The organism is Paenibacillus sp. JJ1683 (genome assembly GCF_053006485.1).
Genome location: NZ_CM129820.1, coordinates 4,255,746 through 4,273,473 on the forward strand (window position 1 = coordinate 4,255,746; position 17,728 = coordinate 4,273,473).

A 17,728-nucleotide genomic window follows, 5' to 3' on the forward strand; every position below is an offset into this window, starting at 1 on the left:
CCGGTATCTGTTGAGATACCGGCTGCTGTATGTATACAGCAATTTTTGTTGGAAAAAGATATAACCTTTGAAAATGTGATACCCTTCCTTATGCTTCGATGCTTTGAACCAATTCAACAACCTGCTCGGCTGTTTGCATATCCAGAGCTTTTGCAGCCAATTTCTCCATGTCCGCACGGGACAACTTAGAGATTTGACTACGTGCTGGCAGAATGGAAGTTGCGCTCATGCTGAACTCATCCAGTCCCAGACCCAGCAGCAACGGAATTGCTGTTGTGTCTCCTGCCATTTCACCACACATACCAACCCAACGTCCTTCACGGTGAGCGGCATCAATAACCATTTTCACCAGACGCAAAATGGATGGATTATATGGTTGATACAGGTAAGAAACCCGCTCGTTCATACGATCCGCTGCCATTGTGTATTGAATCAGATCGTTAGTACCGATACTGAAGAAATCCACTTCTTTTGCGAATTGGTCAGCCAATACCGCTGTGGAAGGAATTTCTACCATGATGCCCAGCTGAATTTCTTCAGATACGGATACACCCTCGGCTACCAACTTTTCTTTTTCCTCCAACAAAACAGCTTTAGCTTCACGGAATTCGTTCAGCGTAGCAATCATTGGGAACATAATGCGCAGGTTACCGTGCACGCTTGCACGCAACAAAGCACGCAATTGAGTGCGGAAAATATCCTGGCGATCCAGACACAGACGAATAGCACGGAATCCGAGGAATGGATTCATTTCTTTCGGCAGATCCAGATAAGGAAGTTCTTTATCTCCACCGATGTCCAAAGTACGAACTACAACCGGTTTGCCTTCCATTCTTTCCAGAACCGTTTTGTAAGCTGTATATTGTACTTCTTCGGATGGTAGCTTGTCGCGTCCCATGTACAAGAACTCCGTACGATACAAGCCAACGCCTTCACCACCGTTGTCTAGAACACCAGCTACATCGTTAGGCGTACCAATATTGGCTGCCAGTTCGACATGGACACCATCGACGGAAACCGTAGCTTCGCCGCGCAGCTTACGCCACTCTTCGCGTTGCTTGTCATATGCCACTTGTTTAGCGCGGTATTCTGCAACGATTTCTTCGGTAGGATTCACGAACACGTGACCATCCAGACCATCGACGATAATCAAATCGCCGCTTTTAGCTTGAGACAATATATTTTTTGTTCCTACAACAGCAGGAATTTCTAATGAACGAGCCATAATAGCCGAGTGTGAAGTGCGTCCGCCGATATTCGTTGCAAAACCCTTAACAAATTCACGGTTCAGTTGAGCTGTGTCGGAAGGTGTCAAATCTTCTGCAAGTACAATCGTTTCTTCGGCAATTTCTGCAGGGCTGACAAAATGAACACCAAGCAGATGATTAAGCACCCGTTTGGTTACATCACGCATGTCCGATGCGCGTTCTTGCAAATATGCACTTTTCATGTTCTCAAACATGGAAATAAACTGTGTAGCTACTTCATTCAAAGCATAGTCAGCATTAAGCTGCTCGTCTCTGATTTTAGCTTTAACCGGATCGATCAATTCAGGATCATTCAGGATGAGCAGGTGAGATGCAAAAATTTCTGCTTTTTTCTCACCCAGCTCACGAAGCGTTTTCTCCTTAATCGATTCCAATTCGGTTTGAGATTGTGCCAAAGCCGCATCCAATCTTGCGATTTCAGCTTCAACATCACCAACCGCGCGTCTCTCTACAGCGTAATTCGGATGCTCCAAGATAAACGCCCGGGCAATGGCTATGCCTGCCGAAGCGGCAATCCCGGAAATTTTAAGCATGAATTTCGCCCAGCCCTTCGTTAACGATTACATTTTCAAGAGCTTTCAATGCTTCAGCAGATTCAGCGCCTTCGCAGATAATGTTAATAGTATCCCCTTGTTCCAGACCAAGAGACAATACACCCAGAATGGATTTCAAAGTTACTTTTTTACCGTTAGCTTCGGCGAAAGATTCAGCACCGCTGAATTTGTTAGCTGTATTTACCAGCGCAGTTGCAGGACGTGCATGGATACCGTCTTCATCCGTAATTCTAAAAGTTGTTTGCATAATTTGTTCCTCCCACTTTCCTAAAAATAATATTTGTTTACACGCAGCATACCGGATAATTGATCAGACGGCCTAAGCCGCCTAATCAACTAATCCGAAACACATAGAGTTTATTTTATCGTAATTATACCATCTTCGCCAGCCTTCAATACTCCAGTTTTGTTTAAAGTTACCGAAGATCCTTCTGGAAGGTTGGTAAAAATGACAGGTGAGATGATGGATTTAGCGTTTGCCTTCACGTATTCCAGGTCTACTTTCATAATAGGCTGGCCGGCTGACACAAGATCGCCTTCGTTCACCAAAACGTCAAATCCTTGACCTTTAAGCTTCACTGTATTCACCCCGATATGAACAAGCACTTCTTTACCACCATCGGATTGAATACCAACCGCATGCTTGCTTGGGAATACATTGAATACTTTACCATAAACAGGAGAAACAATGGTTCCATCATTTGGCACAACTGCAAAGCCATCACCTGTCATGCGTTCTGCAAAGACCGGATCGGGAACGGTCGAGATGTCCACCAATTCACCGTTTACTGGCATCACGATATCTTCCACAACGATTGTTTGCTTTTGTTCTCCGGCTTCCTTTTCCTCTTGTGGAGCTGGTTCTGAAGGAGCAGGTGCAGGTGTACGTCCTGCCATGATATCAGCCATTTGGGTTTTAATCGTATCGGAACGGGTACCAAAGATCGCCTGTACATTGTTACCAACTTCAAGGACACCTGAAGCGCCAAGTTGTTTCAGACGAGCTTTATCCACGTTTGATTTCTCATTAACCTCGATCCGAAGACGTGTAATACATGCATCCAGATGCTTGATATTCGATGAACCACCGAAAGCAGCCAAAATGTTATGTGGAAGCTCGTCACTGCTACCGCTTGCTGCACCCTCCACATTATCTGTAGCTTCTTCACGTCCTGGTGTCTTCAAGTTGAATTTCCGTATGATGAATCGGAATCCGAAGTAGTAAATAACCGCCAAAATCAGACCGACGATAATTACATACCACCATGGCGTACGGGTTGGAATAATCCCGAATATCAGGAAGTCAATAAATCCACCTGAGAACGTCATACCGATTTTAACATTCAAAATTTGCATAGTCATAAATGACAAACCTGCAAATACACAGTGTACTGCAAACAGCAATGGAGCTACGAACAGGAAGGAAAATTCCAGTGGCTCCGTAATACCTGTCAGGAACGAAGTCAAGGCAGCTGAACCCATGATACCTGCTACATATTTTTTGTGTTCCGGTCTTGCTTCATGATACATCGCAAGTGCTGCTGCCGGTAATCCGAACATCATGAATGGGAACTTACCTACTTGGAACGTACTTGCTGTCAGTGCCACGCCGTCGCGAAGCTGATTGAAGAAGATCTGCTGGTCACCGTGAATGGTTTGACCTGCTTTGTTCACATATTCACCAAACTCAAACCAGAACGGTGAGTACCAGATGTGATGCAAACCAAACGGAATGAGCGCACGTTCGATAACCCCGAACAGGAACGCCGACAAAGTCGGGTTGGAATACACCATAAAGTGAGATACTGCGTTAAGCCCTTGTTGAACTGGGGGCCAGATCAGCACCAATGCCAGTCCGACAATCAGTGAAGATACTGCCGTTGCAATTGGAACGAAGCGCTTACCCGCAAAAAAGCCCAGGTACGAAGGAAGCTCGATTTTGAAAAATCGATTGTACATAGCAGCGGCCAGTATACCGATGATAATCCCGCCGAACACCCCGGTTTGAAGTGTAGGAATACCCAACACATTCGCATAACCCGGTACTTTTTGAGCAATCAGACCAGGTGTAACACCTACAGCTGTACCCAGCGTAATGTTCATTACGAGGTAACCGATGATCGCAGCCAAACCTGCTACACCTTCGCCGCCCGCCAGACCGACGGCTACGCCGACTGCAAACAACAGCGCCAGATTATCAAAAACAATTTGTCCGGCGTTCATCATGATTGTCGCTACCGATTGAACCCAGCCCGCATTTAACGCAGGGATGTACTGGAGAAAATCAGGATTGACCAGCATGTTGCCGATACCCAATAAAAGCCCCGCAGCTGGCAAAATGGCTACTGGAAGCATTAACGCTTTACCGACACGCTGTAAAACGCCGAAAAGCTTTTTGAACATACCTTCCACATCCTTCTCTGAAATTTAGAACAGAGGCAAAACAACAAAAAAGGCATGAGCCGATTTAAGTATGTTTGAACACAACCTTGGGATATAGCATACCCCAGTAGGCTGTAAACAATCATAACTTAAAACAACTCATGCCTGATCGAATCAGTAACACGTTAAAATGTTTAGTTGTTGTCTTCCTCATTGCAAAATTGATTATAGCACCACGCTAAATGCGAGGCAATACTTTTTTATTCGGGCTTTATCACAGTTTGTTGCTCTCCCTGCTCCTTGCGTTGGGACAAACGCTGCAGATGCATCGTCAAATAGCTAACTTCAGCTGGATACACCGGTTTACGTAGCCTTTTCTCCATAATCTTCGTAAGTTTCCAGGCCAGCATATACATTTCTGGATATTCTTCATTCAAAAGCTTGTCCAATCGGTAAATCTCCTGCACAATTTCTCCTCGTCGTACACGTTCAATCGCAAATCTCAGATGAGTCAGCAGACGAGAATAATCAAGGGATTGGAGAGGAATTCGGTAATCCAGTGTCGTCTCGACGACCTGAACCATGTCAGCAATCAGACGAGAATCCTTCCTAACCTCGGAGATATGTTGGTTTGTCATAGCACTATAAATATGCAGAGCTACGAATCCGATTTCATCTTCTCCCAGATCTACATTCATCTTATCCCTGATTAAAGCAACAGCCTGCTCAGCCATCTTGTATTCCTGAGGATATATTTCCCTAGTCTCATACAAAAACGGATTATGAATCGTAATTCCCTGTTTATGACGGTTGATGGAAAAAGCGATATGGTCAGTTAAAGCAATCAAAATATGCTCATTTAGAGGCTTCTTTGCTTGAAGTTGAACAAGATGAAGTACCTCACCGATGACCTCGATGAGCTTTTCATCCAGCTCAGGAAGCAACCGTTTGTATTGCTCCTGCTCTTCATGGCTTTTTAATATAAATAATTTTTCAACTGAATCCAACGGCATAAGATCGCCGGGTCTGCGATTGAAACCGATTCCTTTTCCAATCACGACAACCTCATCATGCTCGGGATGCATCCCTATAATCACATTGTTATTCAGCGCTTTGGCCACTTTTAGGCTGCTCACATCCGCACCTCTTTTATCAGAACCTTGATCCTAAGAATTATAGCATGAAGCTCAGAGGAATCCACGTTAAAGTACCAAATATTCCGCTAAAGGTCAATAAAAAGAAAACGCTTTTCATCACAATTTCTAGGAAATGCTGTGATGAAAAGCGGTCTTTTGGGGGCTAAGAATCTGCTCCCGAAGGCTTATCGTTATTCTTTATCCGTTAGTGTCACCTCAACCGAGGCTGGATTGTGCAGCTTGTTCGCATCAACGGAGGACGGTACGGAATGAAGACCATTTTTTCCAGTGGTTAGTCCCTTGATCAACTGCTCTACATCAATACCGGATACACTCTTAAGCATCTCAGGAGCCGTCGCCATCAGTTCGGTGACATAATTGCTGACACGCGTTGCTCCTTCCCCTTTCCCCGTATCCACAACAGTCAGTTTATCAATGGATGCAATCGGTTCGGCAATGCGTCCGGCCAGATCCGGCAACATTTTCACGATAATATCGAGCACGGCGGCCTCTCCAAACTTCTGGAACGCCTCCGCCAGTTTTTCCTTGGCCTCAGCTTCCGCGAGACCACGCAAACGGATGACATCTGCATCGGCTGTACCTTTGGCCCGTTCTGCATCCGCTTCTGCTTGCCCGTTTAGACGTTTTTGTTCAGCTGACGCTTTAGCCTGTGTTTCAATCGAGTATTGCAGCGATTCCGCCTCACGCATTTTACGCGATTTGTCGGCTTCCGCCGCTTGTTCTACTGCATACCGATCGGCTTCCGCCTTCTTTTTCACTTCCGCATCATATTGCTTTTCACGTACCTGTATTTCCTTGGCTTGAATATCAATCTCCCGTTCCTTACGTACTAACTCGACTTTCATCTGTTCCTCAACGGCAGTCTGCTTGGCACGGGCCTCCTGAATGTGATAAGCCTGATCGGCTTCTGCCCTGGCTGTATCCTGTTCTTTCTTAAACGAAGCCACCTTCAGTTCCTTCTCCTTGGCTGCCTCGGCAATATTCGTATCCCGCAATAGCTCGGCCTTCTGTCCTTCCTGTTCTGCTTGCGCCTTCTGAATTCGGGCATCCCGCACTGCCTCGGCTTCTGCAATCTCTGCATCCCTTTTCACAGCAGCAATTCTCGGCTTACCAAGCGCATCCAGATACCCATGTTTATCGCGCACATCTTTGATGGTGAATGAAACGATCTGCAAGCCCATCTTTTTCAGATCGCGCGCAGCCACGCCCTGTACTTCCTGCGCAAACCGATCCCGATTACGATATACTTCCTCTACCGTCATGGAGCCGAGGATTGCCCGCAAATGTCCCTCCAGCACTTCTTGAGCCTCTCCTCTAAGCGCTTCCAGCGGCTTTCCGATGAACTGCTCGGCTGCTGTGGCTACATCCTCAATGGAACTGCCAACCTTGATGATCGCCACACCATCCGCAATCACGGGTACTCCTTGCTCTGTATATACTTCCGGTGTAGTTACGTCCAATTTGTGAGACAACAGAGAGATAAATTCGGACTGCTGGAAAATAGGCCAAATGAAAGCGCCCCCACCACGTACAATTTTAATCTTGCGACCAGAATCATCCTCGGAAATATTTTTATTTCCCAGAAAAGAACCTGTCACAATCATTCCTTCATCCGGTCCTACCGTTTTGTAACGGGCCCAAAAAGCAATCCCTAATATGACGATAACAATGACAACAATTCCAGGGATCAACACAATATCTTGCAAACTTGACACTCCCGATCACGCTCCCTTCAAGTTAAGCGAATGCGCCGTCTATGTGTCCAGGTACGCTACGCGGACGACGCCCTCTGCGACCTCAACCACGACAATACGGGTTCCCGCAGCTAGCGGTTTGTGATCAAAGCTAGATGCTGTATGTATGGTGTTGCCTGCACCCAAGCGGATCATAACTTCCCCGTAACCAACCTCAGGTACAGGAATGGTGACCTCACCGATTCTGCCAGTTAGTTCACGCATTGAGAAGCCACTGGATACCTCTGAATTCGCCATAGGCTTGATAAACGCAAAAAACACTAGCACTCCAATCACAAGTGCAATCCCTAAAGCAAGCACAACGACCCAGCCCATGGTCAGCCCAGTATACTTTGTCAGTAGTACTCCAGCCCCGCCAAAAGCAGTCATAGCCCCAAGTAGAACGACAGGTCTGAACCAATCAAGGCCCGGCAGTTCTAACGCCCCATCCAGCCAGCTACCGAGTACATCCCCGATCAACACGCTAACCAAGGTAAAGATTGCCCCTCCTGCCAATAACCACCAAAATAAGGTTTCCATGCGACTCCTCCTTCCATGCACCTTTTCAGTCTGGTTTCCAGTCTATAACTATGTTTACGTATTCAACCTTAAAAAGTTTCAAAATTTACCTCCTATATTCCAAATTAAACCCAAAAAAGCACGTTCGTACGTCTAATGACGCACAAACGTGCCTATTATGCTCCAACCGCTGTTTACAGGGATGCTTTGTAAATTTCGACTACATCTTCGCGATTGAGCTTGTTAAAGCCACCGAAAGGTCCGAATTTCACAGCTTTATCAGCCATTACATCAATTTGGGACGCATCAATATCGTAATCAGCCAGACGGCTTGGTGCACCAATCGAGCTCCAGAAATCACGCAACGCTTGAATACCTTCCAACGCTACTTCTTCATCACTCTTACCTTCTGGGTTTACATGGAACACATTCACAGCCAGCTGTTTGAAGCGTTCAGGCTTCACATGCAGGTTATGTTTCATCCAGTTCGGGAACAGAATAGCCAGTCCTCCACCATGCGGAATATCATAAACAGCAGACACAGCATGCTCAATATTGTGAGTAGCCCAGTCACCTGTCAGCCCCATGTTCAGGAAGCCGTTCAGTGCCATCGTACCACAATACATAATGGTTTCACGCAGCTCGTAGTTTTCCAGATCGTTAACCAGTCCCGGCGCCGCATCTATGACCGTACGCAAAATCGTTTCACACCAGCCCAGTTGAACCGGAGTATTGGATTCCAAATGGAAATAATGCTCGAGCGTATGTGACATCATATCCACAATTCCGTAAACCGTTTGATTTTGTGGCAGAGAGTATGTGTTCACCGGATCAAGAATGGAAAACGCAGGAAACGCATGTACGCTACCCCAGCCCAATTTTTCCTGAGTTTTTTCGTTTGTAATAACAGAACCTGCGTTCATCTCAGAGCCGGTTGCAGCCATGGTCAGAACCGTACCTAATGGCAAGGCTGCTTTGGGAGCCGCTTTACGCTCTGCAAAATCCCACATGTCCCCATCATATTTTGCACCGACAGCAATAGCTTTGGAGCAATCCAGTACACTACCACCGCCCACAGCCAGTACAAGGTCGATTTGATTTGTTTTACACAATTCAACACCCTTATGTACCGTAGACAAGCGAGGATTTGGTTCTACACCCGCCAGTTCTGTTACCTCTGCACCAATTTCACCAAGCAATTTTATTACATTATCGTACAAACCGCTGCGCTTAATGCTGCCGCCGCCATATACAAGTAGTACACGTTTTCCATATTTAGGAACTTCACGCTTGAGAGCCTCCAATTGTCCTTTACCGAAGATCAATTGTGTAGGATTATAAAATTCGAATGCTTTCATCGCAAACGTTCGCCTCCAATAATTCTAAAGTTTAATGTTAAGAAACTACTCTATTATAACCTTTATGGTTACAGGAAACAAATTGCTTTATTTTCAGAAAAAAAACCATACTCCTTAAGGAGTATGGTTACATTTCACATCTTGGGAGGGTTCTCGTATTGTATTATGTGGCAACATAAGCAACTTTATTCTCCCAAGGTATAGCCCAATTGTTTCATAAAACGGCCAAACGCTTGCTGACCGGATGGATTCCGTTTATACACTCCTGCGTGCTCTAAAATTTCACTGAATTTCAGTCCAACCTCATTTTGTACGTTACGAACAGCCGTCTCCTTATCAGACAGGCGACCGAACCGGGTATTCAACTGGTAAATCCAGTCTGCATGCTTAAACAGTGGATGTCCTTCCTGCTGCATAGCCACGGCCAATTCGTCGTCCCCACACAAGATATCAGCAATTCCATCTAGCTCATCCTTGAGTCGACCTGGTAAGATGGCAAGCCCCATCACCTCGATCAGACCGATATTTTCCTTTTTGATATGATGCATCTCGCGATGGGGATGGAAAATACCTTCCGGGTATTCTTCACTCGTTCGATTGTTCCGCAGTACGAGATCCATCTGATATCTTCCTTCAGAATCCCGGCGCACAATCGGCGTTACTGTATTATGCGGAATCGTTTCCCCCTCCAGCTCGGTATGAGAGAGAACGTCTACTGATGGATCACTATAACCCTTCCAGGCTTCAAAAGCAGCATTCCCCGCCTCCAACAGTGCGTCGGGATCTGTTGACGTAAAACGAATGACCGACATCGGCCAGTTTACAATACCTGCCGTAACCTGCGGAAACTCTTCATTATGGTATACGCCGTCCACACCCGCCTTTTCAATTGGGAATGTATGACGACCGCCTTGAAAATGATCATGAGTTAGGATCGACCCTCCGACAATAGGCAGATCCGCATTAGAGCCAATGAAATAATGCGGAAACGCTTTCGTAAAGGCCAGCAACCGCCGCAGCGTATCCTTTGTAAGCTTCATGGGTACATGATCATGATGGAACACAATGCAATGCTCGTTGTAATACACATAAGGTGAATATTGAAAAAACCACGGTTCCCTATTCAATTCGACCGGAATAATACGCAAATTTTGGCGGGACGGATGGTTTACCCTCCCGGCATATCCAACGTTTTCACGGCACAATTGACATTTGGGGTAAACAGGCGGCGGTAAAAGCTTCGCCATTGCAATTTCCTTGGGACTTTTTTCTGGCTTGGACAAATTAATCGTAATTTCCATATCTCCGTAAGGCGTTGACTGATTCCAGTACACATTGCTGGCTACCCGATCCATTCGAATGTAGTTCGAATCGATGGATAATTGATAAAAAGCATTTGTAGCCGCTTCTATACCACGTTCAGCCTCCGTTTGATGAAAGTCACGGATGACTTCAGACGGTCTCGCCATTAGCTGACCCATGATTTTGGAATCCAGCAAATCACGATACGTATCCGTGTTTTCAGGGATAAGCCCTATGGCAAAACCATAATCTATCAATACATTAAGCACAGGCTGGAGAGCTTCGGGGGCAATAATGCCCCCTGCTTCCCCACCGGAATAAGGCTCCGAAAACCCGAACTGCTCCAATAGCAGATTACGACTGTAATCCGTATCTTGCAGACCAATCAAGCCCTTCTTATGTGCGAAAGCAACCAGTTGCTCCACCGCATATAGAGCCGATTGCTGTACAGTTTCGTCGATGTCATGGGCCAGGTGCCGGGAAAGTTCCCGGTCTTGGCCTTTATCTACGGATTGGCGCTCGCTCATATGTCATCGTCTCCCGTCTATTCGTCGCCGTAGCCTTGAGGGTGCGACTGATGCCATCCCCATGCTCCGCTAATAATATCCTCCAGCTGGGTACGTTTTGGACTCCAGCCCAGCACCGAACGGGCCTTGTCAGAAGATGCAACCAATATTGCTGGATCGCCTGCACGGCGGGGTTCTGTCACAACTGGAATGTCGAGTCCAGTAACCTTGCGTGCCGTTTCAATCACTTCCTTCACAGAGAAGCCCTGCCCGTTGCCCAGATTGAATATGTTGCTGTCATTACCTTCACGCAAGTAATTCACTGCGCGCACATGAGCATCCGCCAAATCACTTACATGAATGTAATCACGGACACACGTACCATCAGGTGTCGCATAATCCTCACCAAACACAGCGATATGTGGACGCTGTTTTAATGCTGTCTGGAGCACCAATGGGATCAGATGGCTTTCTGGTCGGTGATCTTCACCGATTTTGCCGCTCTCATGGGCACCAGCTGCATTAAAATACCGTAAAGACACGTATTTGATGCCTAATACTTTATCAAACCAGGACATCATGCGCTCCATCATCAGCTTTGTTTCACCATACACGTTAGTTGGCTCAGTACGGTCACCTTCTTCAATCGGCACCTTTTCCGGTTCGCCATAAGTAGCGGCAGTCGAGGAAAATACGATCTTGCTTACGCCGGCATCTTTCATCGCCTCCAGCAAGCTCAACGTACCAAATACATTGTTGTCATAATACTTCCCAGGATTTTGCATGCTTTCCCCAACCAGCGAGTTGGCTGCAAAATGAATAACAGCGTCGATTTTATTTTCAGAGAACAGTTTGGACAGAAGTTCTTTATCTCTCAAATCACCTTCATACAACTTGCCTCCAAGTAATGCTCCTTTGTGTCCGGTTTGCAAGTTATCCAGCACGACAACTTCTTCTCCCAGATCCAACAGTTCTGCTACGGTATGTGAACCGATATATCCAGCTCCACCTGTGACTAAAATGGCCATGTTATTCGTCCTCCTTCAGTTCTTTAACTCCGTCTCCTGCCTTGCATACATAAAAGCTGGCTTCCAGCCCTGTACGGGCCTGATAAGCTTCGCCGACTTCCTTCACAAAACGTTCCACATCGTCCTCATGAACCAATGAAACCGTACAACCTCCAAACCCAGCCCCTGTCATGCGAGCACCCAGCGTGCCAGGAATGCGTCGTGCTTCTTCCACCATAACATCCAGCTCGGTGCAGCTGACCTCATACAGGTCACGTAATGAATCGTGTGAAGCGTTCATTAACTGACCGAAAGCTGCAAGTTCATTCGCCGCGAGAGCTTCGACAGAGGCCAGCACACGAGCGTTTTCCTCCACCACATGCTGTGCCCGGCGGCGAACTGTTTCATCTGCAATATGATGCTGAAGCTCTCCAAACCGAGCCTCATCCAGCTGTGCAAGGTACTCCAATGACGACTCCTGCTGCTGCAAAATGGACAGTGCTTCCGCACATTGACTGCGACGCTCGTTATAGGCTGAATCCACCAAACCGCGGCGCTTATTTGTATTGCCGATCACAAGCTTATAAGCTCCCGTGCGGAATGGCACTTTACGGTACTCCAGCGTATCGCACATCAGCAGAATTGCATGATCAGCCGCTCCGTTCGCTACAGCGAACTGGTCCATAATGCCGCAATTGACACCCACGTAATTGTTTTCTGCACGCTGGGATAACAAAGCAATTTCGACTGTGTCGGTTTTCTGCTTCTCGGTAGTCAGGAAAGCGTAGCCGGTCACGACCTCAATCGAGGCTGAGGAGGATAATCCAGCTCCGTTCGGTATTTCTCCATGATAGAGCAGATCGTATCCGCTAGAAGGATACACTCCCTTTTGAGCCAACTCCACCAGCACACCCACCGGATAATCCACCCACTCATCCGTTTTGCTTTTACCTATCTCTCCGCGGGGGATAGACACTTCGTACGACAGGTTTGTCGAAGCAAAATGAATTTGGTCATCATTGCGCGCACGAAGGATCAGCGTCGTACCAAATTCCAGCGCAGCCGGGAGTACATAACCACCATTATAGTCGATATGCTCTCCAATCAGATTGACGCGCCCAGGGGCATGAAATATCAGCAGTTCATTGCTGCTTTCACCATATTTTTCAATAAAATGTTTCTTTAATTCAGTAGAGTTCATATCCGCATCCACCTCATTCACCGTTAGTAAAAGTCTCCCTGATTTCCCTGTAATATCTTAATCAGGTTGACATCTCTTATGATTTCAGTATAAATGAAAGCGTCACACAATGTAATGCATCCATGTGTTTAAGCTATGGATAAATGTGACTTGGACATGTACAATGTAAGTATACCGCATCCGCTAAACTATTCACAAATGCAGGAAGGATGACTCTATTTTGCAAGCGCATTCATATAGTTATGCTGTCGCCTCTAATCCGGTGTTTTATGAAAATAGCCCGCTGCATGTGCTTTTTGCAGGAGAGAGCCAGACCAAATCCGGTCATGCCGTTGGGCCGAAAATCTATGATTACTATCTGCTCCACTTTGTAGAGTCGGGCAAAGGCATCTTTCGAACAGAACAGCACACATATCAGCTTAAAAAAAACGATTTTTTCCTTATTCATCCCGGTCAGCTGGTGAGCTATACCTCTGATGAAGAGGAACCGTGGCGCTATCGTTGGTCTGCCTTTACCGGACACCATACGAAGCAGGTGGTGCAAGAGGCAGGACTGCGTGTTCATCAGCCTGTTTTCCATGCTGTTGATCAAAGTCCTATTCCCGGTTATCTGGAACAAATGCAATTGGCCTTTTACAGCAGAAAATCTAGCTCTCATCTCTCAGCCTTGGGCTACTTGTACCTAATTATGGGGGAAGCAAGTAATTACCTGAGTGACTGGACTGATCCGTCTGGGGCGGATTCGCAAATTCGACGAACAGTCAAACAAATGGTTCAATATATGTCCACTCAGTACGCACATCCCGTATCCATTGAGCAAATGTCTGAAGGGCTTGGTTATAACCGTGCATACTTATCACGAATATTCAAAAAGGAAACGGGCGTCTCCCCCGTCACCTATCTGCTTAAGCTACGGATCGACAAATCACGTCAACTGCTGCGTGAACGTCCTGAGCTGTCGGTCGAGCAAGTGGCTGCATCTGTAGGTTTAACCGATGCTTTATACTTCTCACGTCAATTCAAACGTTTCTGTGGTCAGTCTCCAACCGAGTACCGGAGCAAGGTTAAGCAGTATCCTCAGTTGTAAAGTAAGCTTTGGCAGGTTTCCCTAGCTCCCTGCCAATAACAAACAGCCCGCATCCTTCAAGCGAATGCGGGCTGTTAGAGTATATATCGTACAAGAGAATGTGAAATTAGGTTAATGACTCCAAAATACCTTTTGTCATTAGGCTGTGCCGCCGTCTTGTCCGTTCCCAGCATTTAGAATCGAATCAATCCGGTCCAGCTCCTCCTGTGAAAACTCCAGATTGGATAAGGCTTTAACATTTTCTTCGATTTGGCTTACACGGCTAGCCCCAATCAGGACAGAGGTCAGACGTTCACCGCGTAGAGCCCATGCCAGTGAGAATTGAGCCAAACTTTGTCCACGTGCAGCAGCCATCTGGTTCAAGGCGCGCACCTTGCGAAGAGTTTCAGGCGTCACATGGTTCTCATTCAGGAAAACCGATGTGCTTGCTGCACGTGAATCCTCGGGAATTCCGTTCAAATATTTATTGGTCAGCAGTCCCTGAGCCAGTGGACAAAAGGCAATGCTGCCTATCCCGTTTTCGTCCAGTACATCTTGTAATCCATTTTCAATCCAGCGGTCAAGCAGAGAGTATCTCGGCTGATGGATCAACATCGGTGTGCCAAGCTCCTTCAAAATACGAGCTGCTTCTGCCGTTTGCTCTGCACTATAATTAGACACACCCACATACAGCGCTTTACCGGAACGTACGATATGATCCAGTGCTCCCATCGTTTCTTCCAGCGGCGTATTCGGATCGAAGCGGTGAGAGTAGAATATATCGACATAGTCCAGCCCCATTCGCTTCAGACTCTGATCCAGACTGGATATCATATACTTGCGAGATCCCCAGTCACCATATGGACCTTCCCACATATGGTAGCCTGCTTTGGTGGAGATAACCAATTCATCCCGGTACGGCTTCATATCACTGGCTAACACTTGTCCGAAAAATTCCTCAGCTGAACCCGCAGGAGGACCATAGTTATTAGCTAAATCAAAATGCGTAATGCCCAGATCAAAGGAGCGAGTAATCATGCTGCGACCATTCTCCGCGTTGTTAATCCCGCCAAAATTGTGCCACAAGCCCAGCGAAATAGCGGGCAGTTTAAGACCTGATCTCCCTGTACGGTTATATTTCATACTTTCATAACGATCTTCGCCAGCTAAATAAACCATGCTATCACAGCCTCTCTCGAAACATTGTTATGTCCATCACAACATCATCATAGCGCTTTTATCCGGGCGTTGACAAGAAAACGATTACAACCCCAATTGATGAGCAAGTTTTTCCATAACCTTACCGATCGGTTCAGTGATCAAAAGATCCGCCTTGTGATCATATGAGGTGGGGTCTGTATTCAGCAGCACTGTATGTTTTCCGCGAAAATAAGTAATCAAGCCTGCCGCAGGATGGACTGTTAGTGATGTTCCTCCAATTAACAGCAGATCTGCTTGAGAAATGGCCTGAATGGATTGCATAAGGGTATCTTGATTCAACTCTTCCTCATATAAAACGACATCCGGTTTAATCATTCCTCCATCTAACGGACATTTAGGTACAATCTCGGAACTGTTCATCACTTCATTTAGACCGTAAAAGCGGCCGCATTCCATACAGTAGTTGCGATGTATCGAGCCGTGAAGCTCCATTACATTCATACTCCCTGCAGCCTGGTGTAATCCGTCAATATTTTGCGTCACAACCGCTTTAAGACGGCCTTGCTTTTCCAAAGACGCGAGGAAATGATGACAGCCGTTCGGCTTCGCATCGGGATGCAGCATTTTGCTGCGATAGAAACCGAAGAATACTTCAGGATGCTTCACAAAAAAAGAGCGGCTAAGCATAACCTCGGGAGAATAAGGTAATTTTTCCTCGCTCTGATACAAGCCTGCTGCCGAACGAAAATCTGGAATACCACTTTCCGTCGATGTCCCTGCTCCGCCGAAAAAAACAATATTCTGCGATTGCTGTATCCAATCCGCCAACGTATTAACTTTCATGCTCTACGCACCTCCAGCTCTTTATATCCACGAACCACCTTATCCGCATCCAGCAAATGACCGGAACGCTCCGGTTCCGGAGCAAATCCAATGGCTAGCCGTACTCCGGCACGCTTGCCCATCTGCATATCTCCATTACTGTCTCCGATCACTACCACGTCCGCTGGCGACAGTCCTAGTAACGCGCAAGCTGTTTCAGCCATTTCCGGGTCAGGCTTACCGTATGTAACCCTATCATGTCCGATGATCTCGTCAAAATAGGATGTCAGCCCCATCCACTCCAGATGCTCTTGTGCAGCCTCTGTACTGTCAGAGGTCACAACCGCCAGCTTCAATCCGGCATGGCGACTCTGCTTCAATAAGGTCCGCAACCCCGGAAACACCTTCGCTGCCCGATGTCGGCGGACGTCAGCCATCGCTGTTTTATTAAATTCGCGGACAAGCCGCACAGCTTCATTCCACGGGACACCGGCAGTATAAAGCTGCCAAGCCAGCACACCTGTACTTTCATCCACCGTCCCCATTGCCAGCGGACCAGAAGGATCGTAACCGATCACACGTCCCTCCTGATCGTGAACAGTGCCTAGAATGTTGCCTTTTTCCATCGTAAAACCGGCTCCCGCCACGACAAGATGCTGCTCCATCATATCCAGTATAGAACGAGCCCAAGGGCCCCACAACTGAATAAAATCCAGTAGTGTGCCATCTTTATCGAATAAGATGCCACGGCATGAGTATCGCTTCCCCTGCACGATCAGCTCAGACATGCATCACACCTCCTTTACGGGTTCTTAGAAGCTGAATCTACACTCTCTTTCATCCAGTCCTGTAAAGCCGTTACCGTCTGATTCCATTGCTCAACAGCGCTAATTTTCGCAGGATTATCCCCTTTCTGGGCACCGTAACTGCCAAATTGGGCATGGTTCCCCCCTTCGACTGTAAAATACAGCGTGTTGGCAGGTAAATAAGTTCTCCCACTTTGGACATTTTTCATCTGGATGACTCCATCATCACTTCCTAGTAGAGAAATCACTGGCAGATTTTTATCCTTTAAATTACCCTTGTTATCCGGGTAGGAAGCAAGGAAAAATACACCTTTAACCTGATCAGGATGTGCAGCTGCATATCGGGCCGCCATCACACCACCTAACGAATGTCCGCCAATAACAAAGACTTCCTTCGGGTACGCCTTTAGCACTTCATTCGCCAAATCCGGTGAGATCAATGCAAGGTTCAGTGGCATTTTTACAATAATCACATGATGACCCTTTTCTGCCAGACGGCGTGCCAAGGGCGCATAGCTTTCGGGTTTAACCAACGCTCCTGGGTACAAAATGACTCCTGATCCACTTCCTTCGGCAGGCTCAAAACTTAACCAATGCTCTTGCTCATCTACTTTCACAGTATCTGCTATTTCGGCTAATGCAGCAGCAGCCGTCTCGTCAGGCTGATAAGGCGTAAATACCTTCCATGCTCCCCAACCCGCAATTAGCACAATGACAATTAGGATGCCTAAAAGAATTTTCCATATTTTCCGAGATCCGCGTGTTCCATAGGAGTTGTATGATCTTCTTGTTCTTCTTCTCATCGTATAAGTTCCTTTCGACTTTCGTACATCGTGATTCGTAACTTGAATCTAAATGGTGTCGCTGTATTTGTTAGCATAACTAT

At 46.7% G+C, this 17,728-nt stretch carries 15 protein-coding genes; 1 reads left to right on the plus strand and 14 read right to left on the minus strand.

Translation table 11 applies throughout. The annotated features are described in order from the left end of the window. Positions 1-88 precede the first annotated feature (88 nt). From ptsP to ACUC6J_RS18215, 10 genes are all read right to left on the minus strand, one after another. Positions 89-1,801, minus strand: coding sequence for a phosphoenolpyruvate--protein phosphotransferase (gene ptsP / locus ACUC6J_RS18170; protein ID WP_016819060.1), 1,713 nt, complete (start codon positions 1,799-1,801; stop codon positions 89-91). Further along, positions 1,794-2,069 carry an HPr family phosphocarrier protein gene (locus ACUC6J_RS18175; protein WP_447249243.1) on the minus strand — a complete coding sequence of 92 codons (276 nt, stop codon included), beginning with the start codon at positions 2,067-2,069 and terminating at the stop codon, positions 1,794-1,796. The genes ptsP and ACUC6J_RS18175 overlap by 8 nt, the downstream gene beginning before the upstream one ends. A gap of 110 nt (positions 2,070-2,179) precedes the next feature. Continuing rightward, on the minus strand, positions 2,180-4,225 hold the full coding sequence (ptsG, locus tag ACUC6J_RS18180) for a glucose-specific PTS transporter subunit IIBC (protein ID WP_016819061.1): 2,046 nt from the start codon (positions 4,223-4,225) through the stop codon (positions 2,180-2,182). A gap of 239 nt (positions 4,226-4,464) precedes the next feature. Further along, the gene (glcT, locus tag ACUC6J_RS18185) at positions 4,465-5,340 is read right to left on the minus strand and encodes a glucose PTS transporter transcription antiterminator GlcT (protein ID WP_090889850.1); all 876 of its coding nucleotides are present in this window, start codon (positions 5,338-5,340) and stop codon (positions 4,465-4,467) included. Between the two features lie 191 nt (positions 5,341-5,531). Further along, positions 5,532-7,067 (minus strand): flotillin family protein, encoded by a 1,536-nt coding sequence (locus ACUC6J_RS18190; protein ID WP_090889853.1) that lies wholly within the window; start codon positions 7,065-7,067, stop codon positions 5,532-5,534. A gap of 48 nt (positions 7,068-7,115) precedes the next feature. After that, on the minus strand, positions 7,116-7,634 hold the full coding sequence (locus ACUC6J_RS18195) for a hypothetical protein (RefSeq protein ID WP_031462051.1): 519 nt from the start codon (positions 7,632-7,634) through the stop codon (positions 7,116-7,118). Between the two features lie 173 nt (positions 7,635-7,807). Further along, positions 7,808-8,971 (minus strand): iron-containing alcohol dehydrogenase, encoded by a 1,164-nt coding sequence (locus ACUC6J_RS18200; RefSeq protein WP_016819065.1) that lies wholly within the window; start codon positions 8,969-8,971, stop codon positions 7,808-7,810. Between the two features lie 185 nt (positions 8,972-9,156). Continuing rightward, positions 9,157-10,800, minus strand: a complete 1,644-nt coding sequence (locus tag ACUC6J_RS18205) for a UDP-glucose--hexose-1-phosphate uridylyltransferase (RefSeq protein WP_447249244.1) — start codon at positions 10,798-10,800, stop codon at positions 9,157-9,159. Positions 10,801-10,817: 17 nt separating this feature from the next. After that, positions 10,818-11,807 (minus strand): UDP-glucose 4-epimerase GalE, encoded by a 990-nt coding sequence (gene galE, locus ACUC6J_RS18210; RefSeq protein WP_016819067.1) that lies wholly within the window; start codon positions 11,805-11,807, stop codon positions 10,818-10,820. 1 nt (position 11,808) lies between these two features. Continuing rightward, positions 11,809-12,987, minus strand: a complete 1,179-nt coding sequence (locus ACUC6J_RS18215; RefSeq protein WP_447249245.1) for a galactokinase — start codon at positions 12,985-12,987, stop codon at positions 11,809-11,811. A gap of 220 nt (positions 12,988-13,207) precedes the next feature. Between ACUC6J_RS18215 and ACUC6J_RS18220 the strand changes: the two genes are divergently transcribed. Continuing rightward, on the plus strand, positions 13,208-14,074 hold the full coding sequence (locus tag ACUC6J_RS18220; protein ID WP_447249246.1) for a helix-turn-helix domain-containing protein: 867 nt from the start codon (positions 13,208-13,210) through the stop codon (positions 14,072-14,074). 138 nt (positions 14,075-14,212) lie between these two features. On the opposite strand, the gene mgrA is transcribed toward ACUC6J_RS18220, so the two are convergent. The 4 genes from mgrA to ACUC6J_RS18240 form a co-directional block, all read right to left on the minus strand. Further along, positions 14,213-15,232 (minus strand): L-glyceraldehyde 3-phosphate reductase, encoded by a 1,020-nt coding sequence (mgrA, locus tag ACUC6J_RS18225; protein WP_447249247.1) that lies wholly within the window; start codon positions 15,230-15,232, stop codon positions 14,213-14,215. Positions 15,233-15,316: 84 nt separating this feature from the next. Next, a complete protein-coding gene (locus tag ACUC6J_RS18230) occupies positions 15,317-16,057 on the minus strand; it encodes an NAD-dependent protein deacylase (RefSeq protein ID WP_016819071.1) in 741 nt (246 codons plus the stop codon). Next, positions 16,054-16,824 carry an HAD family hydrolase gene (locus tag ACUC6J_RS18235; RefSeq protein WP_447249248.1) on the minus strand — a complete coding sequence of 257 codons (771 nt, stop codon included), beginning with the start codon at positions 16,822-16,824 and terminating at the stop codon, positions 16,054-16,056. Before ACUC6J_RS18235 ends, ACUC6J_RS18230 begins: the two co-directional genes overlap by 4 nt. Before the next feature lie 14 nt (positions 16,825-16,838). Continuing rightward, positions 16,839-17,645: an alpha/beta fold hydrolase gene (locus tag ACUC6J_RS18240; protein ID WP_126665981.1), complete on the minus strand. Its 807-nt coding sequence runs from the start codon at positions 17,643-17,645 to the stop codon at positions 16,839-16,841. Between the last annotated feature and the right edge of the window lie 83 nt (positions 17,646-17,728).

Coding starts and splice junctions, on each gene's coding strand:
- ptsP (WP_016819060.1), bottom strand. CDS start 1,801: ATGCTTAAAATTTCCGGGATTGCCGCTTCGGCAGGCATAGCCATTGCC.
- ACUC6J_RS18175 (WP_447249243.1), bottom strand. CDS start 2,069: ATGCAAACAACTTTTAGAATTACGGATGAAGACGGTATCCATGCACGT.
- ptsG (WP_016819061.1), bottom strand. CDS start 4,225: ATGTTCAAAAAGCTTTTCGGCGTTTTACAGCGTGTCGGTAAAGCGTTA.
- ACUC6J_RS18195 (WP_031462051.1), bottom strand. CDS start 7,634: ATGGAAACCTTATTTTGGTGGTTATTGGCAGGAGGGGCAATCTTTACC.
- ACUC6J_RS18200 (WP_016819065.1), bottom strand. CDS start 8,971: ATGAAAGCATTCGAATTTTATAATCCTACACAATTGATCTTCGGTAAA.
- ACUC6J_RS18205 (WP_447249244.1), bottom strand. CDS start 10,800: ATGAGCGAGCGCCAATCCGTAGATAAAGGCCAAGACCGGGAACTTTCC.
- galE (WP_016819067.1), bottom strand. CDS start 11,807: ATGGCCATTTTAGTCACAGGTGGAGCTGGATATATCGGTTCACATACC.
- ACUC6J_RS18215 (WP_447249245.1), bottom strand. CDS start 12,987: ATGAACTCTACTGAATTAAAGAAACATTTTATTGAAAAATATGGTGAA.
- mgrA (WP_447249247.1), bottom strand. CDS start 15,232: ATGGTTTATTTAGCTGGCGAAGATCGTTATGAAAGTATGAAATATAAC.
- ACUC6J_RS18230 (WP_016819071.1), bottom strand. CDS start 16,057: ATGAAAGTTAATACGTTGGCGGATTGGATACAGCAATCGCAGAATATT.
- ACUC6J_RS18235 (WP_447249248.1), bottom strand. CDS start 16,824: ATGTCTGAGCTGATCGTGCAGGGGAAGCGATACTCATGCCGTGGCATC.
- ACUC6J_RS18240 (WP_126665981.1), bottom strand. CDS start 17,645: ATGAGAAGAAGAACAAGAAGATCATACAACTCCTATGGAACACGCGGA.